The 23,757-nt window shown below is 32.0% G+C and carries 25 protein-coding genes, 1 other RNA gene and 1 pseudogene; 9 read left to right on the top strand and 18 right to left on the bottom strand.

The window, feature by feature from the left end:
• Nucleotides 1-1,728: a DNA polymerase III subunit gamma/tau gene (dnaX, locus tag L3X37_RS12155; protein WP_237240447.1), complete on the bottom strand. Its 1,728-nt coding sequence runs from the start codon at nt 1,726-1,728 to the stop codon at nt 1-3.
• A gap of 173 nt (nt 1,729-1,901) precedes the next feature.
• Between dnaX and L3X37_RS12150 the strand changes: the two genes are divergently transcribed.
• Nucleotides 1,902-3,008: an SGNH/GDSL hydrolase family protein gene (locus tag L3X37_RS12150; RefSeq protein WP_237240446.1), complete on the top strand. Its 1,107-nt coding sequence runs from the start codon at nt 1,902-1,904 to the stop codon at nt 3,006-3,008.
• Nucleotides 3,009-3,353: 345 nt separating this feature from the next.
• Nucleotides 3,354-3,673, top strand: an RNA gene (rnpB, locus tag L3X37_RS12145) — RNase P RNA component class A.
• A gap of 62 nt (nt 3,674-3,735) precedes the next feature.
• Here the strand turns inward: rnpB and L3X37_RS12140 are convergent.
• From L3X37_RS12140 to L3X37_RS12120, 5 genes are all read right to left on the bottom strand, one after another.
• Entirely contained in the window at nt 3,736-4,488 is a 753-nt protein-coding gene (locus L3X37_RS12140; RefSeq protein ID WP_237240445.1) for a hypothetical protein, read from the bottom strand.
• A 27-nt stretch (nt 4,489-4,515) separates the two neighbouring features.
• A complete protein-coding gene (locus L3X37_RS12135; RefSeq protein ID WP_237240444.1) occupies nt 4,516-5,022 on the bottom strand; it encodes a nuclear transport factor 2 family protein in 507 nt (168 codons plus the stop codon).
• 166 nt (nt 5,023-5,188) lie between these two features.
• A complete protein-coding gene (locus L3X37_RS12130) occupies nt 5,189-5,728 on the bottom strand; it encodes an RsmD family RNA methyltransferase (RefSeq protein WP_237240443.1) in 540 nt (179 codons plus the stop codon).
• Complete coding sequence (locus tag L3X37_RS12125) at nt 5,728-6,549, bottom strand: DUF3822 family protein (RefSeq protein ID WP_237240442.1); 822 nt, start codon at nt 6,547-6,549, stop codon at nt 5,728-5,730. Before L3X37_RS12125 ends, L3X37_RS12130 begins: the two co-directional genes overlap by 1 nt.
• Nucleotides 6,533-7,267: a hypothetical protein gene (locus L3X37_RS12120; protein WP_262910821.1), complete on the bottom strand. Its 735-nt coding sequence runs from the start codon at nt 7,265-7,267 to the stop codon at nt 6,533-6,535. Before L3X37_RS12120 ends, L3X37_RS12125 begins: the two co-directional genes overlap by 17 nt.
• 131 nt (nt 7,268-7,398) lie before the next feature.
• Between L3X37_RS12120 and L3X37_RS12115 the strand changes: the two genes are divergently transcribed.
• From L3X37_RS12115 to L3X37_RS12085, 7 genes are all read left to right on the top strand, one after another.
• Nucleotides 7,399-8,823 (top strand): ATP-dependent DNA helicase, encoded by a 1,425-nt coding sequence (locus tag L3X37_RS12115; RefSeq protein ID WP_237240441.1) that lies wholly within the window; start codon nt 7,399-7,401, stop codon nt 8,821-8,823.
• A gap of 22 nt (nt 8,824-8,845) precedes the next feature.
• Nucleotides 8,846-9,421 carry a DUF4126 domain-containing protein gene (locus tag L3X37_RS12110; RefSeq protein WP_237240440.1) on the top strand — a complete coding sequence of 192 codons (576 nt, stop codon included), beginning with the start codon at nt 8,846-8,848 and terminating at the stop codon, nt 9,419-9,421.
• 152 nt (nt 9,422-9,573) lie between these two features.
• On the top strand, nt 9,574-10,302 hold the full coding sequence (gene kdsB, locus L3X37_RS12105; protein ID WP_237240439.1) for a 3-deoxy-manno-octulosonate cytidylyltransferase: 729 nt from the start codon (nt 9,574-9,576) through the stop codon (nt 10,300-10,302).
• A gap of 123 nt (nt 10,303-10,425) precedes the next feature.
• Nucleotides 10,426-11,130 (top strand): HAD family hydrolase, encoded by a 705-nt coding sequence (locus L3X37_RS12100; RefSeq protein ID WP_237240438.1) that lies wholly within the window; start codon nt 10,426-10,428, stop codon nt 11,128-11,130.
• 83 nt (nt 11,131-11,213) lie between these two features.
• On the top strand, nt 11,214-12,296 hold the full coding sequence (locus tag L3X37_RS12095) for an iron-containing alcohol dehydrogenase family protein (RefSeq protein WP_237240437.1): 1,083 nt from the start codon (nt 11,214-11,216) through the stop codon (nt 12,294-12,296).
• Nucleotide 12,297: 1 nt separating this feature from the next.
• Complete coding sequence (locus L3X37_RS12090) at nt 12,298-12,846, top strand: 1-acyl-sn-glycerol-3-phosphate acyltransferase (RefSeq protein ID WP_237240436.1); 549 nt, start codon at nt 12,298-12,300, stop codon at nt 12,844-12,846.
• 861 nt (nt 12,847-13,707) lie between these two features.
• Nucleotides 13,708-15,225, top strand: coding sequence for an alpha-L-fucosidase (locus L3X37_RS12085; protein ID WP_237240435.1), 1,518 nt, complete (start codon nt 13,708-13,710; stop codon nt 15,223-15,225).
• 73 nt (nt 15,226-15,298) lie between these two features.
• Here the strand turns inward: L3X37_RS12085 and L3X37_RS12080 are convergent.
• From L3X37_RS12080 to L3X37_RS12025, 12 genes and pseudogenes are all read right to left on the bottom strand, one after another.
• Nucleotides 15,299-15,508, bottom strand: a pseudogene (locus L3X37_RS12080) (transposase); the annotation flags it as partial.
• Between the two features lie 266 nt (nt 15,509-15,774).
• Nucleotides 15,775-16,644: a helix-turn-helix domain-containing protein gene (locus L3X37_RS12075; RefSeq protein WP_237240434.1), complete on the bottom strand. Its 870-nt coding sequence runs from the start codon at nt 16,642-16,644 to the stop codon at nt 15,775-15,777.
• Between the two features lie 26 nt (nt 16,645-16,670).
• Complete coding sequence (gene moaA / locus L3X37_RS12070) at nt 16,671-17,678, bottom strand: GTP 3',8-cyclase MoaA (protein WP_237240433.1); 1,008 nt, start codon at nt 17,676-17,678, stop codon at nt 16,671-16,673.
• 62 nt (nt 17,679-17,740) lie between these two features.
• On the bottom strand, nt 17,741-18,652 hold the full coding sequence (moaCB, locus tag L3X37_RS12065) for a bifunctional molybdenum cofactor biosynthesis protein MoaC/MoaB (RefSeq protein WP_237240432.1): 912 nt from the start codon (nt 18,650-18,652) through the stop codon (nt 17,741-17,743).
• A gap of 68 nt (nt 18,653-18,720) precedes the next feature.
• Nucleotides 18,721-19,035, bottom strand: coding sequence for a four helix bundle protein (locus L3X37_RS12060; RefSeq protein ID WP_237240431.1), 315 nt, complete (start codon nt 19,033-19,035; stop codon nt 18,721-18,723).
• A 46-nt stretch (nt 19,036-19,081) separates the two neighbouring features.
• Nucleotides 19,082-19,525, bottom strand: a complete 444-nt coding sequence (locus L3X37_RS12055; RefSeq protein ID WP_237240430.1) for a molybdenum cofactor biosynthesis protein MoaE — start codon at nt 19,523-19,525, stop codon at nt 19,082-19,084.
• Nucleotides 19,515-20,612 (bottom strand): HesA/MoeB/ThiF family protein, encoded by a 1,098-nt coding sequence (gene moeB / locus L3X37_RS12050; RefSeq protein WP_237240429.1) that lies wholly within the window; start codon nt 20,610-20,612, stop codon nt 19,515-19,517. The genes L3X37_RS12055 and moeB overlap by 11 nt, the downstream gene beginning before the upstream one ends.
• A 4-nt stretch (nt 20,613-20,616) precedes the next feature.
• Nucleotides 20,617-20,850, bottom strand: a complete 234-nt coding sequence (locus tag L3X37_RS12045) for a MoaD/ThiS family protein (RefSeq protein ID WP_237240428.1) — start codon at nt 20,848-20,850, stop codon at nt 20,617-20,619.
• On the bottom strand, nt 20,834-21,418 hold the full coding sequence (mobA, locus tag L3X37_RS12040) for a molybdenum cofactor guanylyltransferase (protein ID WP_237240427.1): 585 nt from the start codon (nt 21,416-21,418) through the stop codon (nt 20,834-20,836). Before mobA ends, L3X37_RS12045 begins: the two co-directional genes overlap by 17 nt.
• Nucleotides 21,419-22,159, bottom strand: coding sequence for a sulfite exporter TauE/SafE family protein (locus L3X37_RS12035; protein WP_237240426.1), 741 nt, complete (start codon nt 22,157-22,159; stop codon nt 21,419-21,421).
• Nucleotides 22,160-22,498, bottom strand: coding sequence for a winged helix-turn-helix domain-containing protein (locus L3X37_RS12030; protein ID WP_237240425.1), 339 nt, complete (start codon nt 22,496-22,498; stop codon nt 22,160-22,162).
• Nucleotides 22,499-22,507: 9 nt separating this feature from the next.
• Nucleotides 22,508-23,686 (bottom strand): molybdopterin molybdotransferase MoeA, encoded by a 1,179-nt coding sequence (locus tag L3X37_RS12025; RefSeq protein WP_237240424.1) that lies wholly within the window; start codon nt 23,684-23,686, stop codon nt 22,508-22,510.
• Between the last annotated feature and the right edge of the window lie 71 nt (nt 23,687-23,757).

The raw sequence follows: 23,757 nt of genomic DNA, 5'->3' as shown, positions 1-23,757 counted from the left end.
TTAAACATCTAAATTAAAAGTTTTTCTTAAAATATCGATATTGGGATTTTTATCTTTTAACTTCTCATATTTCTCTATAGTTGTATAGGCATACTTTTTTTCTAAAACTTCGTTTACACTAATCGATAAATTAATGTCGAAATTATTTAAAGCTTTTCTAACAAATTTTAATAAATCGTATTGTTGGCGTTCAACTTCAACCTTGTTTGTTGCATTTGGAAATTCTAAATGAATAGTTGTGTTTTCTAGCTTTGGTGTATCTATTGATAAAATTGAAGCTAAATTATATTGACCTTTTTCTTCAATAGTTTTAACATAATCATTCCAGGTTTGTATTAGTTGCTCTTCGGTAAAAGGGTCTTTTGGCAAATTTTCTTCATCTATTACCACATCCATTTGCCTAATTAGATGCTCTTTTTTGGCTTTTATGCTACTCAATGACAGTCCGGATGTACGCTTGTTTTCTTGTTTTAAAATAATCTTTGTTGGTTCTTTTACCTGTAATTCAGCAATGGCAGTTTCTACCTCTTCTATTTTAGGAGTGCTTTCTAAAACATCATTATTATTGTTATTAGCTGGTTTATCTGGAACAATAACTGGAATAGGAGTAATGCCTTTCTTTTTAAAATAAGATGGTGGTATTATGTAATGTCTGCTATTTTTTTTTTCTCCATCAAAAGTGATAGAGGCAAGTTGCATTAGGCATAGCTCAACAAGTAAGCGCTGATTTTTGCTGGTTTTGTATTTGAGATCGCAGTCGTTAGCGAGGTTTATGCCTTTTAGCAGAAATTCTTGCGAAGCTTTTTTAGATTGCTCTAAGTATTTGTTTTTTGTTTGTTCACCAACTTCAAGCAGGTCAATAGTTTCCTCAGTTTTACTTACCAATAAATCTCTAAAATGAGATGCTAATCCTGCAATAAAGTGATGCCCATCAAACCCTTTTGATAATGTGCTGTTAAACTGCAACAATAATTCTGGAATTTTATTTTCTAAAATGAGTTCAGTACTGGTAAAATATGTTTCGTAATCCAGCACATTCAAATTTTCGGTAACCGCTTGTCGCGTTAGGTTTTTACCCGAAAAACTAACAACTCTATCAAAAATAGAAAGCGCATCACGCATAGCTCCATCTGCTTTTTGCGCTATAATATGTAGCGCATCATCTTCTGCGGTAATACCTTGTTCTTCAGCAATATATTTCAAATAGCCTTTAGCATCTTTAACGGTTATACGCTTAAAATCAAAAATTTGACAACGCGATAAAATAGTTGGTATAATTTTATGCTTTTCGGTAGTTGCTAAAATAAAAATGCAGTGCTTTGGTGGTTCTTCTAAAGTTTTCAAAAAAGCATTAAAAGCTGCTTGAGAGAGCATATGTACCTCATCAATTATATACACTTTATATTTACCAACTTGCGGCGGAATGCGAACTTGGTCGGTTAAACTTCTAATATCATCAACCGAATTATTTGAAGCAGCATCTAATTCAAAAATATTAAATGCAAAATCCTCATCATTAGTTTCAGCATCATCGCTATTAATCATTTTTGCTAAAATACGCGCACAGGTGGTTTTTCCAACGCCACGTGGGCCAGTAAATAATAAAGCTTGTGCTAAATGATTGTTTTCAATGGCATTTAATAAAGTGTTAGTAATGGCCTGCTGTCCAACAACGTCTTTAAACGTTTGTGGTCTGTATTTACGAGCCGATACTACAAAGTGTTCCAATTTTGCTGAATTTAGTTCAGCATCTTATGATGCTAATGAATGAATAACAAATTTAAAAATTCAGTTTTTAATTATGAATTTTGAATAGAGAATTTAATACGAGTTATTAACATTCTTTCTGAATGATTTATTACATTTAGGAAAATATAAATTAATATAATTACTTTATTAAAATGTATATAATAAGATTCCAATATTTGTTAGTGTTTTTATTTGTAAGTCATTCTTTTTTATGCTTGAGTCAAGATGAGAGTAATATAGTGTATTATGGCAAAGATTATTTTATATTAGAAGGCACCGAAATTGATGAGTCTCTCAAAGAAAATCCTTATGACAGACTTCCACTTTCTTATAAAAATGTAGTGAGAAAACCGGTTTGGGAGTTATCGAAAAATTCGTCAGGAATGTCTATCAGGTTTTTCTCTAACTCTACAAGTATACATGCAAAATGGACCCTTTTAAATGATTTAAGCATGAATCATATGGCTGATACAGGTGTTAAAGGCATTGATTTATACTTTAATAATAATGGGACATGGCAATATCTTAATACTGCTAGACCCAATGGTAAAGAAAATGTATTTGAGCTAATGAATAGTATGTCGCCTAAAATGCGAGAATACAAAATGTTTTTACCATTGTATGATGGTGTTAAAAGCCTTGAGGTAGGTATTGATTGTAACAGTGTAATTAAAAAACCTAAAAAAAATACTTCAAAGTCAATAGTATTTTATGGCACTAGTATTACCCAAGGCTGTTGCGCATCTAGACCAGGTATGGCGCACACCAACATTATTTCCAGAAAATTGAATATTGATTGTATTAACTTTGGGTTTAGTGGTAATGGTAGGATGGAAGAGCCTATAAATGAATTAATATCAGAATCTAATCCGTTGTTTTATGTTATTGAGTGTTTGCCTAATATGAAAGAAGAAGAGGTCGCTACCAAAGCCATCCCTTTGGTTAATACTATTAGAAAGAAACACCCAGAGACACCAATAATTTTTGTTGAAAATTTCATTTATGAAACGGTTGCTCTTAACGAAAAGAAAGCAGTAGAAATTAATGTGAAAAATAAGGCTTTAAAAGACCAATACACAAAATTGATTGATAATAACGTAAAGAATGTATTTTATATAAGTGCTGAAAAAGCTACGGGAATTGACCATGAAGGTACAGTAGATGGTGTTCATTTTACAGATTTAGGATTTATTAGGTATGCCAATTTTTTGATTGATAGGTTTGAAAAGCTAGACCTTTTACCTAAACAGAGTAGATAAAAATCATATTTCAGAACTCTGGCTTTCTTGACTTTATCAGAAAAATTACCGGCTTTCGTTTAATTACCGATAAAGATCATTGCAAACGGAACCATATCTATACATTAAACGAACCTTTCCAAAAAACAAAATAGTTTTCATTTAAAACTCAACCAGCAAATAAGTGCGTTAAGGACTGTAGAGGAAAGCCTTGCCAGATAGGGTAACGCCCAAATAATTAAATATATTTAGATTATAGTTTTTGTTTATTGTAATTTAGCAGGCAAGTAAATCGCCTTATCGCTCTTGTGTTGAATTTATTTCAGCATCTTATAATTTAACTTTACGGTTGATTGAAAAGGTACTGAAATAAATTCAGCACAAGAGAGGAAAGTCCGAACACCATAGTGCAACATAGTGGTTAATGGCCACCAGCTGTGAGGCTAGGAAAAGTGCAACAGAAAGTATGTACAGGTAATGCTGTAGTGAAATCAGGTAAACTCTATGTGGTGAAATGTCATGTAAACTAACGCTTGAGGGCTGCACGTGCAATGTTAGAGGGTAGGCAGCTAAAGTGTATTGGTAACAATACACTCAGATAAATGATAAGGGTGTTTTGTCTTGTGGATGAGATTCTGAAATAAGTTCAGGACATACAGAATTCGGCTTATAGATTTGCTTACATATAAAACAAACCCTTCTTAAAATTGTAAAGAAGGGTTTGTTGTTAAAAAATGGTTGGTAAAAATTAATTTTCTTTAGGTGAGTAGGATAAGTCTGGACGCATTTCGCCTGAATACTCTTCTATTCTAGAAGCATAATTCATGACCTTACTAAAAGTATCCCACCTGTCTGGTCCTAAAACTTCTTCATTAGCTTTTCCACTGGTTGCAGAATCTATTTCATTTTTTGCAGGAATAGAAACCAAATAATAACTTTCTATTTGTCCGTAACCATTGCGATATATATTGTAATATGTTTTAGACCCCTTGCTTTTATGAAGTGCTTTAACGGCTTTCATACCTTCACGTATCTTTTTAGAATTTTTTGGTTTGTAATAAATATAAATCCACTTTCTATAGTTTTGTGGCTCTGAACTTTCTGCGGCTTCTGCTGACGCGTATGAGAGTTCATCGTCTTTTAAAATAATGTAAGTACCATGTGAATCGTAACATTTATCAAACCTATCGAATAATTCTCCAAATTTATCACCCATAGCTTTTGCCATATCTGCCATTGGATTTTTATCTAATTCAGCAAAATTTTCGATTGGTGTTACATAAAAGTATTTAAAATCGTTGCTCATAGCTGCAAACCAATTAGTTTGTAAGTTATGCTTAACACAAGCCGCATTAAACTCTTTGGCTATTTTTTCGTAAACCATAAATTTGGATGGCTTAACATTATCTTGATGAATTTGAAAAGCTTGTTGAGCATTAAATAAATTAATTGAAAAGCATAGAATTAATGCCATCAAAATGGTTGTTTTAATAGTTTTCATAAGTTTATATTTGGTTGGTTAGCAATATTATTCTTCAGTAGTTTCTGCTGCAGCTTTTGCTATTGCTTCAAATTCTGCATTCATAGCTGTAGCATCAAAATAAACATGTTCTTCTACTATTTTGCCACCAGCAAATTGTACGGCTAAGTGAACAGGAATAGTTAATTTATTGTTAGTTGCTGCAAAAGTACCATTGTGTGTAGCCCAGTAATAAACCCAGGTTTCATCTTCTTTGTCTAAAACCATTTCAGTGTATTCCTTTTCATGGTTAAAACCATACTCAGACATGGCACTAGTCATTGCTTTTAATGCTTCTAGTCTTTTTGCAATGGTTATTGGTTCGGTAGAGTTAACATAAATTTTCGCGGTATCTGCAAAGTGACTTTTCCATTTACTCCAATCTCCTGTTTCATAGTTTTTTATACCTGATTTTAATGTTTCAATTTCAGTAGATTCAGCAAAATAGCGTTGTGGTGTGTTTTGGCAGGCAATAAATAGTGTAATTGCAAGCCCTAATAAAAAAAGTTTTTTCATTTGGTTAGTGGTTTTAAAGGTTAGTATTTACTTCAAACCATAAAATAAGTGTACAAGAAAGTGTATAGCTTTTTGTTGAGAGTAAGGATTAATAGAGTCTGGGACTCTTAAGAAGATGTCTAATTTACTAAAAAAAAGCAATTAAAGACAAAATGTTAAAGAAAATTTAGTTTGCCTGAAAAAAACTAAACATGTTGCCGCCATAACTTTTAGAATAACTAAAATGAGTTAGACTTGATAAATTGGTGTGTTTAGAATGCTCTATAATTAGCATACCACCTTCAAGCAATAAACTATTTTTAAATACTAATTCTGGAATTTTAACAAATAAATCTTCAGTAAAAACATAGGGAGGATCTGCAAAAATAACATGAGATTGTATCGAGGCTTTTTCTAAAAATTTAAAAACATCACTTTTAATAGTGTTTATTGTCATATCAAACTTTTCGGCTGTTTGATTTATGAATTTAATACAACCAAAATCTTGATCAACACTAGTAATTTGTTCGGTACCTCTTGAGGCAAATTCGTAGCTTATATTTCCTGTGCCTGCAAATAAATCGAGAACAGAAATTTCATCAAAATAAAAATAATTATTTAAAATATTGAACAGAGACTCTTTGGCCATATCTGTAGTTGGACGCACTGGTAAGTTTTTTGGAGCAACTATTTTTCTGCTTTTATATTTTCCTGAAATAATGCGCATTAAAAGCTTTGTAATAAAGTAAAATTTGAATAATTAGTTGCTGGAGATTCTAGATAATTATAATCATCTAATCGTTTACCAAAGCTTATATGCCTTATATATTTATAAGTTATGCTATAAAATTTGTCATCTTTATTAATATTACCAATAAGAATTAAATGAAGCGTTTCTGGATTTAGTTTTAATTGCTCTGCAGTAAATAGTATGTAATAAATAAAATCTTCTTTTGTAGTATATTCAAAAGTATTGTACAATATTAGTTTCCCTTTTTCTACAACAATAATTTCAAAATGTGTTTTGTTTACATTAACATAAACCTTAGTGTTATCAGTATTTTTCTCAATAAATAAAATGCGTTCTATTAAAATGGTAGAAAAGTGTTTGTATGTAAAACTTCCGAATTTATCATAGATAAAATTATTAATATTTACATAAGGCACATAGATGTTTACAGTATCGTTAGAATCAATGGCATCAAAGGCTATAAAGTCTGATTTAAGTATTTTACTATTAAATTTTAAGTAATCTGCTAAACAGTCCTCTTTAAATAAAGGTTTTGGCACTATAGTAGAAAGTTCGTTAATATGAATTACATTAACATTGCTAAACGAATTTTGTAAACTCGATTCTGTGTTAAATAAATGAATAAGTTTATCTAATAGTTCAAAAGGGTTTAATTTTTTTTCAAAATTTATGTTTTGTATTTGGGTAATGGTTTTAGTGTCTCTTTGTAGAGTACAAAAAGAAAGTCCACTCAAACTTATTTGAATGGACAATTCTAGATTAGTTAGTTTATTATAGTTTTTATTCGTTTGCGCCATATGTTTTTGGCCAGTTACCTGCAGTATTTACTTCTTCCATCGAACCTACTTTTAAAGCATCGCCATTTACACCATCAACAGATACTACCTGATTTTCTTGAGCAAGAAGATCTTTGTCAAGATCATGTAAAATTACATTCTTTTTAACCAAAGCTTCAAATACAGGTATATTTGTTCCATTTTGTTCTAAAAAGCCAGCTTTAAGTTCAAACTTAGCACCCTCTTCTCCAACTGGTACGTTCATCATGGTTTTATAACGATCAGAATTTTTAAAGATAGAATCTTTAACAGGTACAAACCCTAAAGTATCAATTATAACTTGATCCTCATACATATCTACTCCAAACTGTTTTGTTAAAACTTCATCAATAACACTAGTATCACGACGTTGGGTAATCGTAAATTCGGCAGTATCCACGAATTTCACTAGATTATCAAAAGTTTTAGCAAATTTGCCTGTAACTTTTCTGTACGCTAATTGTGCTTCTCTAATATCGTTCAAACTTTTAATAACTTGTTCGTAACGTTTGTTTTTTGTTTTGTTGAATTGGATAGGGGCATAAATAGATTGAAATGTGCTATACCCAAAAAAAGCGATTAAAACCCAAAGTACAAGTTGCAACAGTGGTTTAAATTTTGAAGGAATAAATTTGTCAACTAACTTAACTAAGCCAATTGTTACAAGAATTACAGCAATTGCAACGAGAACTAATTTCATAATACGTTATTTATTAAATAAAATTTATTAATGGTCTTCCGCAAATCTACAATTTTTTTTTAATCGTAAAAACCAAAGTGCGTAAAAATCATTTCTATATTTGAATAATTATTAAAAATATTATTGTTTTAATGACTTCATCCGAATTTTATAGCCTTATAAAAAAGCAATTTCCGTTTCAGCCCACGTTAAAACAAAATATTGTATTACAACAACTTTCAGAGTTTATTTTTAATAAAACTCCAAACGCCTTGTATTTACTAAAAGGGTACGCAGGTACTGGTAAAACTAGTATTGTTGGTACTATTGTAACTAATTTATGGAAAGCCAAAAAAAGTGCTGTTTTAATGGCGCCAACTGGTAGAGCAGCAAAAGTAATTTCAAATTATTCGGGTAAAGAGGCATTTACAATTCATAAAAAAATATATTTTCCAAAAAAAGATAAAAGTGGTAGCGTAAAATTTGTTTTGCAACCCAATAAGCACAAAAACACCATTTTTATAGTAGACGAGGCCTCCATGATACCGGATACTGCGGGAGAATCTAAATTTTTTGAAAATGGCTCGTTATTAGACGATTTAATGCAATATGTGTATTCTGGCCACCAATGCAAACTCCTTTTAATTGGCGATACAGCACAATTGCCACCTGTAAAACTCGAATTAAGTCCTGCATTAGATGAAAATAAACTAAGCTTAAATTATAATAAAGAGGTTACAAAAATGGAATTAGACGAAGTGATGCGACAAGATCAGGACTCTGGTATTTTAGAAAATGCTACGGTTTTGCGTGAAGCCTTATCAAATACCGTTCATGACTTCTTTAAATTCGATTTAAACGGTTTTAAGGATATTGTGCGACTTGTTGATGGTTATGAAATAATGGACGCTATAAACGACGCTTACAGCAATTTAGGAAACGAAGAAACCGCAATTATTGTTCGTAGTAACAAACGTGCTAACTTATATAATCAACAAATACGAAACAGAATTTTATTTAACGAACACGAGTTAAATGCTGGCGATTATTTAATGGTAGTTAAAAATAATTATTTTTGGATTAAGCCAACAACCGAAGCAGGTTTTATTGCTAATGGCGATATTATTGAAGTTTTAGAAATTTTTTCAATTAAAGAATTATACGGATTTCGTTTTGCAGAAGTTAAAATACGAATGGTAGATTATCCAAAAATGCGCTCTTTTGAAACCGTATTGCTATTAGATACTATTGATGCTGAAACACCATCGTTACCATATGAAGAGTCTAATAGGTTATACCAAGAAATTCAAAAAGACTATGAAAATGAAACTAATAATTACAAAAAATTCTTAAAAATAAAAGGAAATAAACATTTTAATGCATTGCAGGTTAAGTTTTCGTATGCTATTACTTGTCATAAATCTCAAGGAGGACAATGGCATACCGTTTTTGTTGAACAACCCTATTTACCAAATGGAATAGATAAAAACTATTTACGCTGGTTGTATACTGCAGTTACAAGAGCCAAAGAAAAACTTTATCTTATAGGTTTTAAAAATGATTTTTTTGAGGAATAGTTTTTGATTATATTTAAAGTTTATGACAATAGAAACCATTATTAGTATATGTTTAGGAATCGGTCTTGCTGCATCGGTTGGTTTTAGAGTTTTTTTACCATTGTTTGCATTAAGTTTAGCATCGTATTTTGATGTTTGGCAACTTAATGAGTCTTGGCAATGGATTGGAAGTACAACAGCTTTAATAACACTGGGCGTTGCCACTTTAGTAGAAGTTTTCGCTTATTTTATACCTTATATTGATAATTTGTTAGACAGCATTGCTGTTCCTTTAGCTGCCCTTGCAGGAACTGCAATAATGATGTCTACCGTTGCCGATTTAAGTCCCGTAGTAACTTGGGCGTTAGCTATAATAGCTGGAGGAGGAACAGCAGCGGCTATAGCAGGAACATCAAGCACAACACGTTTGGCATCAACAGCAACAACAGGTGGTTTAGGAAATCCTATAGTTTCAACTTTAGAAACAGGGACAGCAACAGTAATGTCTTTGATTTCTATTTTTTTACCAGTAGTCGCTATAATATTGGTGGTTATTATTTTACTCATAATTTTTAAATTATATAAAAAGTTTAAGCCAACTAAACCCCAAAACCTCTAATATTTATTCTATTTTTGAATTAGAATTGAAAAATAATTTATAAAATGAGTCTTAACAAATCTTGATACCAACCTATAGTTAATTGTTGAATTACACCCTTGTGCTGAGCGCAGTCGAAGTATAACCATTAAAAATCAAATAAATATTAAAAGATGAAAATAATTTCAATGATTCCTGCACGTTATAGCGCTACGCGTTTCCCAGGTAAGCTTATGCAGGATTTAGAGGGTAAAACTGTAATCAGTCGTACTTACGAAGCTGCTGTTGCAACCAATTTATTTGATGATGTTCTTGTGGTAACCGATAGTGCTGTTATTTATGATGAAATTGTAAATAATGGAGGTAAAGCGATTATGAGCATTAAGGAACATGATTGTGGAAGTGATAGAATTGCTGAAGCTGTTGAAAATTTAGATGTTGATATTGTTATTAATGTTCAAGGCGATGAACCGTTTACTGATAGTGAATCATTAAGAAAATTAATAGAAGTTTTTAAAGAAGATGAAAATAAAAATATTGATTTAGCATCCTTAATGGTTCATATTACTAAAATTGAAGAAATAAATAGCCCAAATACTGTAAAGGTAATTGTTGATAAAGCTAATTTTGCTTTGTATTTTTCGAGGAGTGTAATTCCTTTTCCAAGAGACAAAAGTGTTGATGTTAAATATTATAAGCACAAAGGCGTTTATGCCTTTCGAAAAGATGCATTATTAGATTTTTACCATTTGCCAATGCTTTCGTTAGAAGCTTCTGAAAAACTAGAACAATTACGCTATTTAGAATACGGCAAACGTATTAAAATGGTAGAAACCGACGTGCAAGGTGTTGAAATTGATACCCCTGAAGATTTAGAACGTGCTAAAAAATTATGGAAATAGATTGTGCTTAACTTGTTTCAGTAACTCATTAAATGAAACATCCATGATTAATATTTAATCACACAACCAAATGATTATTTAGGATGTTACATGTGACCGTTGAATAACAATAAATATAAACACATGAAAAAAGAATATCAATACATAAAAGTAATTGGTTTTGATGCCGATGACACACTTTGGGTAAACGAAACTTATTTTCGTGAAGCAGAGTATGAAATTCAGCGTTTATTATCAGATTACGAAACTCCAAACAAAATAGATCAGGAGTTATTTAAAATGGAAATGAAAAACCTCCCATTATATGGCTATGGCGTAAAAGCGTTTATTTTATCTATGGTAGAAGTTGCTTTAGAACTATCAAATTATAATATTTCAAATAAAACTATCGAAGCCATTTTAAATATAGGAAAAAACATGTTAGAAAAACCAGTAGAATTACTTGATGGAGTTGAAGAAGTGTTAAGTGAATTGTCTAAAAAATATCGACTAATATTAGCAACCAAAGGCGATTTGTTAGACCAAGAGCGTAAGCTTGAAAAATCAGGTTTAACAAATTATTTTCATCATATTGAAGTGTTAAGTGATAAACAAGAGTTTAATTACCAAAACTTATTAAACCATTTAGATATTGAACCATCAGAGTTTTTAATGATTGGTAACTCTTTAAAGTCTGATGTTTTACCTTTGCTAAATATAAAAGCTAATGCTATTCATGTACCATTTCATACAACGTGGGCACATGAAGAAGTTAGTAAAAAAGAAACAAACGGTAAAACCTATAAAAAAATTAATAGCTTAAAAGAAGTAATAGACTTGTTGAAATAGCAATACCATGTTTCAATTAGTTTTAATCGAGTAGAAGTAAAAATAGTACTACTTTTACTTTTTGTAAAAAAGAAATATATTAAATGAATTATAAAAACTTTCCAATGGTGCCAAGAGTAATTTTTGGCAGAGGTAGTTTTAATCAATTAAATGATATTATTGCCCCAAAACGCTTAAATATTCATGCACCATTTATTTTTTTGGTTGATGATGTTTTTAAGAACAACTTATGGCTAACATCTAGAATCCCTACTTCTTATGATGATAGAATTATATATGTTTCAGCCAAAGTAGAGCCTAAAACATCTCAAGTCGACGAGCTTGTTGAAGATATTATACTTAGCACAAAAGAACGTCCATCAGGTATTATAGGTATTGGTGGCGGCACTTTATTAGATTTAGCAAAGGCAGTATCTATAATGTTAACAAACGAGGGAGAAACTAAAGATTATCAAGGGTGGGATTTAGTTAAAAATCCAGCTATATACCATGTTGGTATTCCTACAATATCTGGAACAGGAGCAGAGGTCTCTAGAACAACGGTACTTACAGGACCAGAAAAAAAACTAGGAATTAACTCAGACTATACGCCTTTTGACCAAGTTGTTTTAGATTCAGAACTTACAAAAAATGTACCTACAGAACAGTGGTTTTACACAGGTATGGATTGCTACATACATTGTATAGAATCGCTTACAGGAACTTACTTAAATACTTTTAGTCAAAGCTATGGAGAAATGGCATTGCAGTTATGCGAAGACATCTTTTTAAACAATAATTTGTCAAAAATTGAAGCGCAAGAAAAGCTCATGATGGCATCATGGCATGGTGGCATGAGTATTGTTTACTCCCAAGTAGGTGTAGCACATGCTATGAGTTATGGATTGTCTTATTTACTAGGTGTTAAACATGGTATTGGGAACTGTATTGTTTTTGATCATTTGGAAGAATTTTACCCTGAAGGGGTAAAAACTTTTAAAGCCATGAAAAAGAAACACAATATTAATTTACCCAAGGGCATTTGTTCTGATTTAAGTGACAAAGAATTTGATATAATGATAAAAATATCGCTTAGTTTAGAACCACTTTGGGAAAATGCAATAGGAAAAAACTGGAAAAAAGTAATAACACCAAAAAAGCTAAAAGAACTATACCAAAAAATGTAATATGCGGTGTTTAGCCAAATTTATTTATTTTAAACTTTTGGGGTGGAAAGCAGTTGGTAACATCAATTTTTCTAATAATACTGTAAAAAAAGCTATTATCATTGCAGTACCGCATACTAGTTGGCGCGATTTTTATATAGGTATTTTATTGCGATCTGTATTAGGTGTCAAAACTAATTTTGTTGGTAAAAAAGAGTTGTTCGTTTTTCCTATCGGATGGTTTTTTAGAGCTCTAGGTGGGGCGCCAATAAATAGACAAACTAACGAAAATAAAGTACAAGCTATAGCAAAATTGTTTGCTGAGCATGACGAGTTTAGAATGGCAATGGCACCCGAAGGCACTAGAAAAAAAGTAAAAGAGTGGCGTACTGGGTTTTATTATATAGCTAAAGAAGCCAAAGTCCCCATTATAATGTTTACGCTAGATTTTGAAAACAAACAAAATAAAATTTCTGAACCTTTTTATCCTACAAACGATATCAAGGCAGATTTTAATTTTATGCATAGTTTTTTTAAAGACGTTAAAGGAAAAAATAAAGAATACTCATAATGTTTTAAATTTTATCAAAATTCAACTTTTGGCATGTATTTTGATTATTTAAAAGAGAATCACGAATGAAACATAAAGTATACCAGCAACTGGCTCTAAAAAGAAACATTCGTTCAATATATACTTAAGAGGCTGTCTAATTAAAGGCAGTCTTTTTTTTACTTTTTTATATTTCCTATTTTAAGAATGAGCATAAAAATAAATTGTGTTATTTTAGCAAGCGATAAAGATGTAAAACAGGACCTAGTCCAACCTATTTCAGTATCTCATAAACTAAAGTTGACAAAAGTTGAATTTTAAAGGCTAGAACAATACCATTTAGCTAATTTAGGCATTACCCCTTTCAAAAACGTGCTGGACAAAAATTAAACAAAATAATAACAGCTGGAAAGACTCACAAACTGTCTATAGTAAATTGAAGGATATAAAAGCAAAAGGCGGAAGTTTTCTATTGAATATTGGACCCGGATGGGAGCGTTAAGATTCCTGAAAAATAGGTTAAGATTTTGCTTGAAATTGGAAGAAAATTAAAGAAATAGTTTCAATGATTTAGAGATTGGAGACTGGAGAATTGAATATTAAGGTAGAAGGCAAGAGATTGACAGGCTCGTCGAAGCGGCATAAGAATTAAAGAAAGAAAAGAAAATATGAGTAAAATAATTAGGCTTAAAGGAAGAGCTACGTTCACCTAGATGAGAAATCGAAAAAACAGGGATATCTTTCCCGCCAGAGCAAGGGCATATTAAATATTTATGACTGGGGTTGTGCTTATTTGAACAGAATTGAATAGCTCTTGCACCGCAACCGAATTATATTCGGTATAAATTTTTAAAATTAAATATTTAAATACTAAAAACTAACATGAAAAGTAATCTTCTATTATTATTGTGTGTTGCGACAGTATTATTGTCTTGTAATCAGACACTTAAAAAAGATAGTGGCGCACAAAATACTAACCCATATGTAGAAAGTTGGGAATCTCTTGCACAGCACAATGAAGCACCAGACTGGTTTCAGGATGCGAAATTGGGTATTTATTTCCACTGGGGAGTTTATTCGGTGCCTGCATTTGGCAGCGAGTGGTATCCGCGAAAAATGCATTTTGAGCAAACTCGTGAATACAAACATCACATCGATAAATATGGACATCCCTCTGAATTTGGCTACCACGATTTTGTCCCCCTGTTTAAAGCTGAAAAGTTTGATGCTGAAGAATGGGCAGATTTGTTTGTTAAAGCAGGTGCACGGTTTGCCGGACCAGTTGCCGAACACCACGATGGTTTTTCGATGTGGGACAGCGATGTGACGCCCTGGAATGTTTCTAACAAAGGACCTCATAAAGATATTACGGGTTTGCTAAAGAGCTCGATTACTAAACGTGGAATGAAATTTATCACAACTTTTCATCATGCGCGAAATCTTCAACGCTATAATGGGAAGCCAGACGAAAACGATTTTGGGAAAAGTCATTATCCGCTTTTTGAAGGAATGCCACCCGCAAGTAAAGATGAAGAGTTGAAATTTTTGTACGGAAATATTCCTGAAGAACAATGGAATGAGGATATTTGGTTTGGTAAATTAAAAGAAGTTATTGACAAATACCAACCGGATATAATCTGGTTTGATTCGTGGCTCGACCAAATACCAGAAGCTTATCGTCAGAAATTTTGTGCTTACTATTTAAATCAAGCAAAGAAATGGGGCAAAGAAGTAGTGATTGTGCGCAAACAAGATGACTTGCCATTAACCTGCAGTGTGGATGATCTGGAAAAATCGAGAAAAAACAAGTTAGAAAAAAAATCATGGATGACTGATGAAACTGTTAGCACCGGGAGTTGGTCTTATACCGAAGATTTGAAAATTAAATCGGCAGCAGATGTATTGCATGTACTAATTGATATTGTTAGTAAAAATGGAGTACTTCTCTTAAATATTTCTCCGAAAGCTGATGGCACCATCCCTGAAGACCAAAAAGATGTCTTACTGCAAATGGGGGAATGGCTTAATAAATATGGTGAAAGCATTTATGGAACCCGTCCGTGGTACACTTTTGGCGAAGGACCCACCAAAGAACCGGAAGGACATTTTAAGAATCATGAGGCTTTCTTAAAAGTAAAATATTCGGCCGAAGATGTTCGGTACACTACAAAAAACAGTAATATTTATGCCACCATTTTAGGCTGGCCGGGTAAGAATAAGAAATTTCTTTTAAAGGCATTTTCTAAAACAGAATGGGCAGATGCGAAAGAAATTAAAAATGTTACACTGCTGGGCAGTGATGAGAAAATTGATTTTGAATGGACCGATGAGGGATTATTGGTTGTATTTCCAACAGAAGTTGTCGACACAATGGCTGTGGTATTTAAAGTGGAGATGTAGTGTTATAAAATATTCAATTTAAATGAACCACTATGGACTGCAAGTCCATAGGTTTCAATAAAGAATGAAATTCTTATTCCAAAATAATGGTATCATCTCCATCTTCATTAGGTGGATTTCTATGATGTTCCAGATAATCTTGAACCATTTTATCTGTAATATTTCCTGTGCTTCAAACACCATATCCTATCACCCAAAAGTGATGCCCCCAATAATGCTTACGCAATTCAGGAAATTCTTCTTGAAGACGACGAGATGTCCTTCCCTTAAGACGTTTTACTATAACTCTAAATCTCGCAACTTAATGTCCAGTCTAATATAGAAAGTCCAGCTAAGTGAAATGGTAGGGTAGTGGTTTGATCAATAGATATTTCTGGAACCAAATTACTTACAGATATAATCCATAATAATAAAGATGCAAACGCAATAAGATAGGCGATAATTGAATACAAGAATAGTAATACTTTTTTCATGACATATAAGTTTTAAATGATATGGCAAAAGTATTCTGAAACGAGAGCTTAAAAGTTCAAACAAAAAAAATATGGGCTAGATAGCTAAATGAAGGTTTCTATATTGGTTGGGAGGATATCTAAACTTCTGTTTAAAACTGTTATTAAAATGAGAGGTGTTTTTAAAGCCGCTTTCGTAACACACTTCATTAATACTTAATTCGGAATTTTGTAATAAGGTTTTTGCATAATCTAAACGCATGTTAGTTAACCATTTCCCTGGTGTTTCATTAAAGTGTAACTTAAAATCCCTTTTAAAGGTAGATAGACTTCTTCCACAAAGACGTGCATATTCCTCCAATTGTAAATCATAATGAAAGTTTTTCATCATAATATTTTGAATACTAGTTTTTTCTACTTGTTTTAATGTGTTGAAGAAACTAATCAAATCTTGATTAGAAGGGTTAAGTGCGATATTAAAAAGTAATTCATTAAATTTTATTTCAACTAATTCTCTGGGAATTTCACCGCCCATATCAAAATAGTTAAAAACAGATAAAAACAAGGAATTTAACGAGTTAGTAACATGTATGGGAAATATTTGATTGTAATGTTCTTTTGGATTTCTAGATTTTATTAGCGAGGTGTTATTAGCCATAAAACGTCTTATGAAATCTTCAGTAATAAAAAAGAGAATGGTACAGTAGTCTTCTTCAAAATACTGTTTTGTGTTATAAATGCCTTTTCTAATAAAAAGGGCATCTCCAGAATGTAGTGGATAGGTTTTATTAACAGAAGTCCAGTCTTTTTTACCGCTAATCACATAAGTTATAAAAGGTGTGTCTGTCCATAGTTTAAATTTTTCTACATCAATCGGACATTTATACTCAACAAACATATAGTCATTACTAATAAGTCTATTATACTGCGGGCTATTCTTAAAATATTTGAAAATATCAAGAGTCATATACAAATTTAATAAATAATTTAGTATTAGCCCCCAATAGTAATCATACTTCTATTTTTACTGTGCAATTTAGGTTCTTGAAGTTTTTCTAAAGTATCCATACCACCGCGAACTTTTAATTTTGCTTTAACCGCTTTTTGAATAATAGGTTCAATAGATTTGCCTAAACGAAGTGCAGATAGTAAATCAGATTCTCCAGATGAAAACAAACAATTTTTTAATTGACCATTAGCCGTTAATCGTAGTCTATTACAAGAATCGCAAAACGGATTAGTAACAGAGCTTATAATAGCGAAAGAACCTTCATAACCTTTTATCTTGTAATTTTTAGAGGTGTCATTTGGAGCATCTTGTAAACGTTCAATTCTGTCTTTTGAGAAAGCTCTATTTACATAGTTCATTACTTTAGCGTAAGACACCATTTTGCTCATATCCCATTTATTACCATCAAAGGGCATAAATTCTATGAACCTAACTGAAATAGGCAAATTCTTAGTGAAATTGATAAAATCAATAATTTCATTATCATTGAACCCCTTTATTAAAACAGCATTTACTTTAACGGTGAATCCTTCTTTTACCAATAGTAAAATATTATCATATACTTTTTTAAACTCGTGGCGTCTAGTAATATGTTTGAACTTGCTTTCGTTTAACGAGTCTAAACTTATATTTAATTTTTTAATACCATTGGTTTTTAAAACATCAATAAACTTGTCAATAATAACTGCGTTTGAAGTAATAGAAAGTTCAATAGGAAGTGTTGCCAGTTTCTCAAGAATTACAGGGATGTCTTTCCTAATTAATGGCTCACCACCTGTTAACCTAATTTTAGTAACTCCATGTTTAACAAATGTTTTTGCAATATCATAAATTTCCTCATATGTCATTAAATGACTTTTTGGCGATAGTTTAACGCCATTCGCTGGCATACAGTATGTGCAACGTAAATTACAGCGTTCTGTTAATGAAATACGAAGGTAAGCATGAGCTCTTCCGTGACTATCTTGCAATATGTTTATACTTTTTGCCATTCTATTATCTTCAACTAACAACTAACAACTAACAACTAACAACTAACAACTAACAACTAACACTAATCGTGTCTAGCACCTTTTAAAATTCTAAAACTATGCAGTACGGCTGGAAATATGGCATCCATTGATTCTTTGGCGCCATTAGTTGAGCCAGGTAAAGCTAAAACTAAAGTGTCGCCAATGGTACCTGCAACGCTTCTTGATAACATGGCAAATGGCATACGTTTTTGACCATAGTTTCTTATGGCTTCCTCTATACCTGGTATTCGTCTATGTAAAAGAGGAATTATAGCTTCTGGTGTAACATCTCTACCTGAGAGTCCTGTACCTCCTGTATAAATTACCATATCAATGGCTTGTTCTTGGTATGTTTTTATTTTTTCCTGAATATCTTTAACTTCATCAGGAATAATTACATATTCTTTAATAGAAACATCACAAGATTTTAGTTTTTCAATAATAGCTTTTCCTGCTTTATCTTTTTTATGTCCAGCAGAAATGGTGTCGCTACATACCACAACAGCAGCTGTTAAGTCTTTTCTAAAGGCGTCTTTATAATCAGATTTCCCACCTTTTTTATTCAATAGTTTTATGGTGTGAATTTCAATACCTTTATCAATAGGTTTAAGCATATCGTACATATTCAAAGCCACTACACTGGCGCCATGCATGGCTTCAACTTCAACACCAGTTTTGTAAATGGTTTTTACAGTAAAAAGAACTGTAATTTCTAAACCATTAATTTTGTACTCTACACCAGCGTACTCAATAGGTAAGGGATGGCAATCTGGTAAAATATCTGGAGTTCGTTTTACGCCTAAAAGACCTGCAGCTTTACTCATGGCAAATACATTACCTTTGGGAACTGTGTTATTTTCAATTGCAGTAATTGTTTCGGGTTTACTCACCTTTACAATAGCTTGTGCTACTGCAGTTCTGAGTGTTGTGTTTTTATGTGTGATATCGACCATTATTATCTAGATTCATTGAGTTGTTTAATTATGATATGCCTAGTGCATCAAACTTATTGGACATTTTTTCAATTTCTGTTCTTATCTTTAAATATTTCGTTTTCGTCTAAAAAAAATAATTCTTTGGCAATAATAATTTGATTTAGAACTTCCATCAATGAACTAAAAGCCTGAGTTGGAAAGTAAGCTTTATCTTTATTTGTGGTTCTTGAGGTGTCTTCAGCCAGATTAAAAGCCATAAATATTGAAGCTCGTCTTAACGAATTAGTTAATCCAAACTTTTCTTCACTAGGATATTCTCTAGTAATGAGATAAATATGTTTCACTAATTCTTTGTAATCAAACCAAACATTTAGTTTTTTAAATGAAAATGTATAAGCCATTTTTTACGATTAAACAGTTAAACGAATTAACACATAAATAAAACACTTACTTGTTTTTCTTCCATTGATGACTCTCATCTTCAAAAATCTCTTTTCCAAATACAGGAACATTAGCTTTAATAGCTTCAACAATATATTCTAAAGCTTCAAAAACCACTTTGCGTCTTGGTGATGACACAAATACAAAAAGACAAATTTCGCCTGCTTTTACGGTTCCTAGGCTGTGGTACGTGTGCATACAGGTTAAATTGAATTTTTTAAAAGCAGATTCTCGTATTTCATGAAATTTTTGATTAGCCATGTCTTCATAAGCGGTGTATTCAATAGCAGAAACTGTTTTTCCATCAATGATATCGGCTCTAACTTGTCCTAGAAAAATATTGTGTGCACCAATATTGGTTTTAGTTTGATGCTTATAAATAGAGTTTTCTATAAAATTAGAGGAAATAGCACCTTCTTTAAACACGTTTTTAAATTTTTTATCTTTCATTGGATAGTATTTTATGGTGTTCTTTTAAGTAATTGTTTATTTCGGTTGCGCCTTCAATCAAGCTAAAACAATTGTAAATGTTTAATTCATTTAGCATGTCAACTGCCTTTTTGCTTCTTATTCCTGATTGGCAGAATATAACTTTTATTTTATTAATATCTAAAGCGTTTAAATGGTCTTTTAATTTGCTTAAAGGGATGGATGTAACATCTAAACCTTTAATTTTAGGTGTTTCATGAGTTTCTCTTACGTCAATAAATTGAATTTGGGTATTAAGTTGAATATTTTCTATTGAAATCTCATCGATTTCATTTATACAATTTATGTTGATTTGTTTTTCTTTAAAATGGTCTTTTTTATCTAAAATGCTTTGAATTATAATAGCATTACGCCTAATTTTTAAAGTTGAAGTGCTTGATGTTAAAGCATTGTAACATAATAGTTTTCCTGACAGTACATCTCCTAAACTTAAAATCAATTTCAAAACTTCATTGGCCTGCATACAGCCTATAATTCCAGGAAGCACACCTAAAACACCAATATCTGAGCAATTAGGTACGGCATCTTTTTGTGGTGGGTTAGGGAAGAGGCATCGGTAACTTGGTCCGGTTTGATAATTGAAAACCGAAACCTGACCTTCAAATTTGTAAATAGCTCCAAAGACTAGAGGTTTATTTGTGATAATGCAGGCATCATTTGCCAAATAGCGTGTTTCAAAATTATCTGAACCATCAACTATGATATCGTATTGTCTAAAAAGGGGAATTGTGTTTTGATAGGTAAGCGGTTCTGGGTAAGCAATTATTGAAATATCATTATTTAAATCCTGTAACCTTTCTTTGGCTGCAATAGCTTTATTTTTTCCCAGAGATGAAGTTCCAAAGAGCACCTGACGCTGTAAATTTGAAAGTTCAACTACATCAAAATCTATAATTCCAATAGTGCCAACGCCAGCAGCGGTTAAATATTGTAAAACAGGACAGCCCAAACCACCAGCACCAATAACCAGAACTTTAGCATTGGAAATCTTGTCTTGACCTTCTTGACCAATTTCTGATAGAATAATATGTCTGTTGTATCTATTCATTTGCTTATCCTCCTGCAAAGGGTGGTAATAAAGCGATTTCCGCTCCAGTTAATTCCGCATCTAAATCCACTAACTCTTGATTCTGCGCTATTTGAAAATCTTTGTTTTTTAAATCTGAGTACTTCGAATACAAAGTGTTTAAAAGTCCTGAAACCGAATTTTTATTAACTTCTAATTGCTCCTCTTCTTTTTGAGTGACTTCTGCTATTTGTCCGAAATATTTAATGGTAATAAGCATCTTCAATTTGTTTAAATTCTTCTTTGGTATTCACATTTAATGTAGCATTTTGATATGCTTCATCTAAAACAACATTTTTATAATTACAACTTTTTATAGCGACTCTCAATCGCCGTTCATCCTGTTCTAAAAAGTTTTTAAATCTATCTTTAACAGGTTTTTTGTAAAGTGCAATTAAAGGCATCGTTTTATCATTACTTTCAGCTTGTATGATTTCTGATTCATCATCAATAGCGTTTATCAATTTTTGTAATACTTCAGAAGTTATCAGTGGGATGTCGCAACTCAAAACCAAATTAAGTTCAGTTTTTGAAGCTTCTAATCCTGAATAAATACCAGAAATAGGTCCAGCGTCTTTGGTAATATCTGTTATGCGTTTTAACCCTAAATCATCGTATTCTGAGGCATCTGAAATAATAATAATTTCAGAAACTAAAGGTGTTAAAGCGTCAATGCTGTATTGAATAAATGGCTTATTATTCAACATTAAAAACCCTTTATCAGAACCCATTCTTGAGCTTTTTCCACCAGCTAAAATAATACCCGTTACGCTCTTTTTTTCTATCATTTAAGTAAAAAATAATTTAGCACAAGCTATAATTAATACAAAAGCTAATATATATCTTAGACGCTGATTGTTGATTTTTTTACTACCATAATAACCTCCTAAAATACCACCAATAAGCGCGATAGTTACTAGCACAAAAGCGCCTTTTTTTATTGAAACGCCACTACTGAATTGACCTATTAAAGCCGCCGCTGAATTCACCCAGATAAACAAGGCAGAAACCGCTGCAGCCTCTTTCATTTTACCCCAATGTAGTAGCAGGATTACTGGTGTTAAAATGATACCGCCACCAATACCAATAAGTCCTGAAAAGAAACCTATGATGCCGCCAACAATTAGTCCTTGCCACAGTTTAACTTGTTTTGTATTATCACTTTCTTTTCCAAACACATTCAGCATTTTAAGAATAGCGAAGATTAATAAAATAGCTAAAATCTTTTTATAAATTGAAGCATCAACTTCAATTGTACCTCCTAAATAGGCCAACGGAATAGAAGCTATGGCGAATGAGATAAATAGTTTTTTATTAAAATGTCCTGCTTTAAAATAGTAGTAGAACGAAATTCCAGAAACAAAAATATTGAGCAATAATGCTGTAGGTTTCATGCTTTCTGGGACAAATGAAAACAATGCCATTAAAGCTAAATACCCACTTGCACCTCCGTGTCCTACACTTGAGTATAAAAATGATACTACAGGTAGAATGATTAAAAAAAGATATATGTTTTCGGTTTGTAGCATTTAAAGTTGTTCTATTTTACTCAGTTGTTCATCCAAAAACGCCCAACAATTCTTATTAATTTCATCAAATGCTTTAATCAATGATTTTCCATATTCTGTTAATTCTGCACCACCACCACCTTTGCCACCAATACTATTAATAGTGACAGGTTTTTTAGCCGATTTGTTTACAGAATCCAAAAGTTGCCACGCCTTTTTATATGAGATATTTAAAGATTTTGCGGCTTTAGAAAGCGATCCAGTGTCGTTAATTGCTTTAAGCAAATGCACTCGACCTTCACCAAGAAGCACATTGTTTTCCGATTCAATCCAAATGCGACTTTTTATTTTATAACCCATAACTCATAATTATTGTGGCAATAATATCACTTCTATGGTATCACCAATATTAATAATGCTCATATCTTCAGGAGCAAAAACTAAAGCGTTTGATAGCGCAAAAGTTTGTAACATTGATGAGTTTTGTCCGTCTAAAATTTCAACTTGCCCATCGCTGTAAATACCTTTTAAAAATTGTGGCCTATTACCTTTCTTTACAAAACCATTTATAGTTTTAGCTTTTATTCTTGGTAATTCTAAATCTTTACGATGCATCATTTGTTGTAAAGAGATAAAGACATATACATAAAAGCAAGACAATGCTGCTGCAGGATTTCCGGGAAGCGCAAATACCTGTGTGTTTTCTTTTTTACCATAGAACAAAGGTTTTCCAGGTTTTTGCTTTACTTTATAAAAGAGTTCTTTTACCTTTAATTCGTTTAATGCTTTTCCAACAAAATCGTAATCTCCAACTGAGATACCACCTGTAATTAACACCAAATCATTGTTATCTAATGCACCTTTAAGCGTCTCAACAGTTTTATTATAATCGTCTTCAACTTTATAAAGTGTAACATCATAAAACTTTAAATTGTAAAGTGCACTCAATAACATTTTTGAGTTGCTTTCGTAGATTTTTCCATAAGGTAAATCTTGTCCAGCTTCAATTAGTTCATTTCCAGTGGTAACGATTGCAATATTCGGCTTCTTAAATACAGAAATTTCAGTAATACCTATAGACATTAAATACCCAATTGCTGCTGGTGTTAACTTTGTACCTTTTTTTAAAGCGATGTCTCCAGTTTTAACCTGTTCTCCTAACGGACGAATATTATGTTCCAAAGAAACCTGTTCAGAAATAGTAATGGTTTCTCCGTCAACCTTCACTTTTTCCTGCATCATAATAGCATTTGCAGAGTCAGGAACAGGGGCACCCGTAAATATTCTAGCAGCTTCACCTTTTTTTAAAACAATTTTATGGGCATCACCAGCTTTCACTTCACCTATTAATTTATACGATAGGTTATCTTGTAAATTCAGAGCATAACCATCCATAGCCGATTGTCTGAAAGGGGGCATGTTTATTGGAGATAAAATATCTTCATACAGCTTGTATCCACCAGATTTTTCAACCTTTTTAATTATAGACTGTAGTAGTGGTTTGCTGTTTTGTTTTACAATTGAAATAGCTTCGGAGATAAAAATCATGTTACATTTTCGTTATACCCTACCAAATATAACGATTTGGTTTTATTGATGAAACATTTTGCTTAAGATTA

This window comes from Wocania arenilitoris, from assembly GCF_021728535.1.
Lineage (GTDB): Bacteria > Bacteroidota > Bacteroidia > Flavobacteriales > Flavobacteriaceae > Wocania_A > Wocania_A arenilitoris.
Note: the sequence above shows the minus strand (reverse complement) of the source record. Positions and strands in the feature narration are given on the sequence as shown.

What these genes read in the sequence shown, in the direction of transcription:
- L3X37_RS12075 (WP_237240434.1), bottom strand. Translation starts at nt 16,644, where the DNA reads ATGACTCTTGATATTTTCAAATATTTTAAGAATAGCCCGCAGTATAAT.
- L3X37_RS12045 (WP_237240428.1), bottom strand. Translation starts at nt 20,850, where the DNA reads ATGCTTATTACCATTAAATATTTCGGACAAATAGCAGAAGTCACTCAA.
- L3X37_RS12110 (WP_237240440.1), top strand. Translation starts at nt 8,846, where the DNA reads ATGACAATAGAAACCATTATTAGTATATGTTTAGGAATCGGTCTTGCT.
- L3X37_RS12130 (WP_237240443.1), bottom strand. Translation starts at nt 5,728, where the DNA reads ATGCGCATTATTTCAGGAAAATATAAAAGCAGAAAAATAGTTGCTCCA.
- L3X37_RS12120 (WP_262910821.1), bottom strand. Translation starts at nt 7,267, where the DNA reads ATGAAATTAGTTCTCGTTGCAATTGCTGTAATTCTTGTAACAATTGGC.
- L3X37_RS12060 (WP_237240431.1), bottom strand. Translation starts at nt 19,035, where the DNA reads ATGGCTTATACATTTTCATTTAAAAAACTAAATGTTTGGTTTGATTAC.
- L3X37_RS12090 (WP_237240436.1), top strand. Translation starts at nt 12,298, where the DNA reads ATGCGGTGTTTAGCCAAATTTATTTATTTTAAACTTTTGGGGTGGAAA.
- L3X37_RS12125 (WP_237240442.1), bottom strand. Translation starts at nt 6,549, where the DNA reads ATGGCGCAAACGAATAAAAACTATAATAAACTAACTAATCTAGAATTG.
- L3X37_RS12035 (WP_237240426.1), bottom strand. Translation starts at nt 22,159, where the DNA reads ATGCTACAAACCGAAAACATATATCTTTTTTTAATCATTCTACCTGTA.
- kdsB (WP_237240439.1), top strand. Translation starts at nt 9,574, where the DNA reads ATGAAAATAATTTCAATGATTCCTGCACGTTATAGCGCTACGCGTTTC.
- moaA (WP_237240433.1), bottom strand. Translation starts at nt 17,678, where the DNA reads ATGGCAAAAAGTATAAACATATTGCAAGATAGTCACGGAAGAGCTCAT.
- L3X37_RS12140 (WP_237240445.1), bottom strand. Translation starts at nt 4,488, where the DNA reads ATGAAAACTATTAAAACAACCATTTTGATGGCATTAATTCTATGCTTT.
- L3X37_RS12100 (WP_237240438.1), top strand. Translation starts at nt 10,426, where the DNA reads ATGAAAAAAGAATATCAATACATAAAAGTAATTGGTTTTGATGCCGAT.
- L3X37_RS12085 (WP_237240435.1), top strand. Translation starts at nt 13,708, where the DNA reads ATGAAAAGTAATCTTCTATTATTATTGTGTGTTGCGACAGTATTATTG.
- moeB (WP_237240429.1), bottom strand. Translation starts at nt 20,612, where the DNA reads ATGAATAGATACAACAGACATATTATTCTATCAGAAATTGGTCAAGAA.
- L3X37_RS12055 (WP_237240430.1), bottom strand. Translation starts at nt 19,525, where the DNA reads ATGAAAGATAAAAAATTTAAAAACGTGTTTAAAGAAGGTGCTATTTCC.
- L3X37_RS12030 (WP_237240425.1), bottom strand. Translation starts at nt 22,498, where the DNA reads ATGGGTTATAAAATAAAAAGTCGCATTTGGATTGAATCGGAAAACAAT.
- L3X37_RS12025 (WP_237240424.1), bottom strand. Translation starts at nt 23,686, where the DNA reads ATGATTTTTATCTCCGAAGCTATTTCAATTGTAAAACAAAACAGCAAA.
- L3X37_RS12135 (WP_237240444.1), bottom strand. Translation starts at nt 5,022, where the DNA reads ATGAAAAAACTTTTTTTATTAGGGCTTGCAATTACACTATTTATTGCC.
- L3X37_RS12095 (WP_237240437.1), top strand. Translation starts at nt 11,214, where the DNA reads ATGAATTATAAAAACTTTCCAATGGTGCCAAGAGTAATTTTTGGCAGA.
- L3X37_RS12115 (WP_237240441.1), top strand. Translation starts at nt 7,399, where the DNA reads ATGACTTCATCCGAATTTTATAGCCTTATAAAAAAGCAATTTCCGTTT.
- mobA (WP_237240427.1), bottom strand. Translation starts at nt 21,418, where the DNA reads ATGATAGAAAAAAAGAGCGTAACGGGTATTATTTTAGCTGGTGGAAAA.
- L3X37_RS12150 (WP_237240446.1), top strand. Translation starts at nt 1,902, where the DNA reads ATGTATATAATAAGATTCCAATATTTGTTAGTGTTTTTATTTGTAAGT.
- moaCB (WP_237240432.1), bottom strand. Translation starts at nt 18,652, where the DNA reads ATGGTCGATATCACACATAAAAACACAACACTCAGAACTGCAGTAGCA.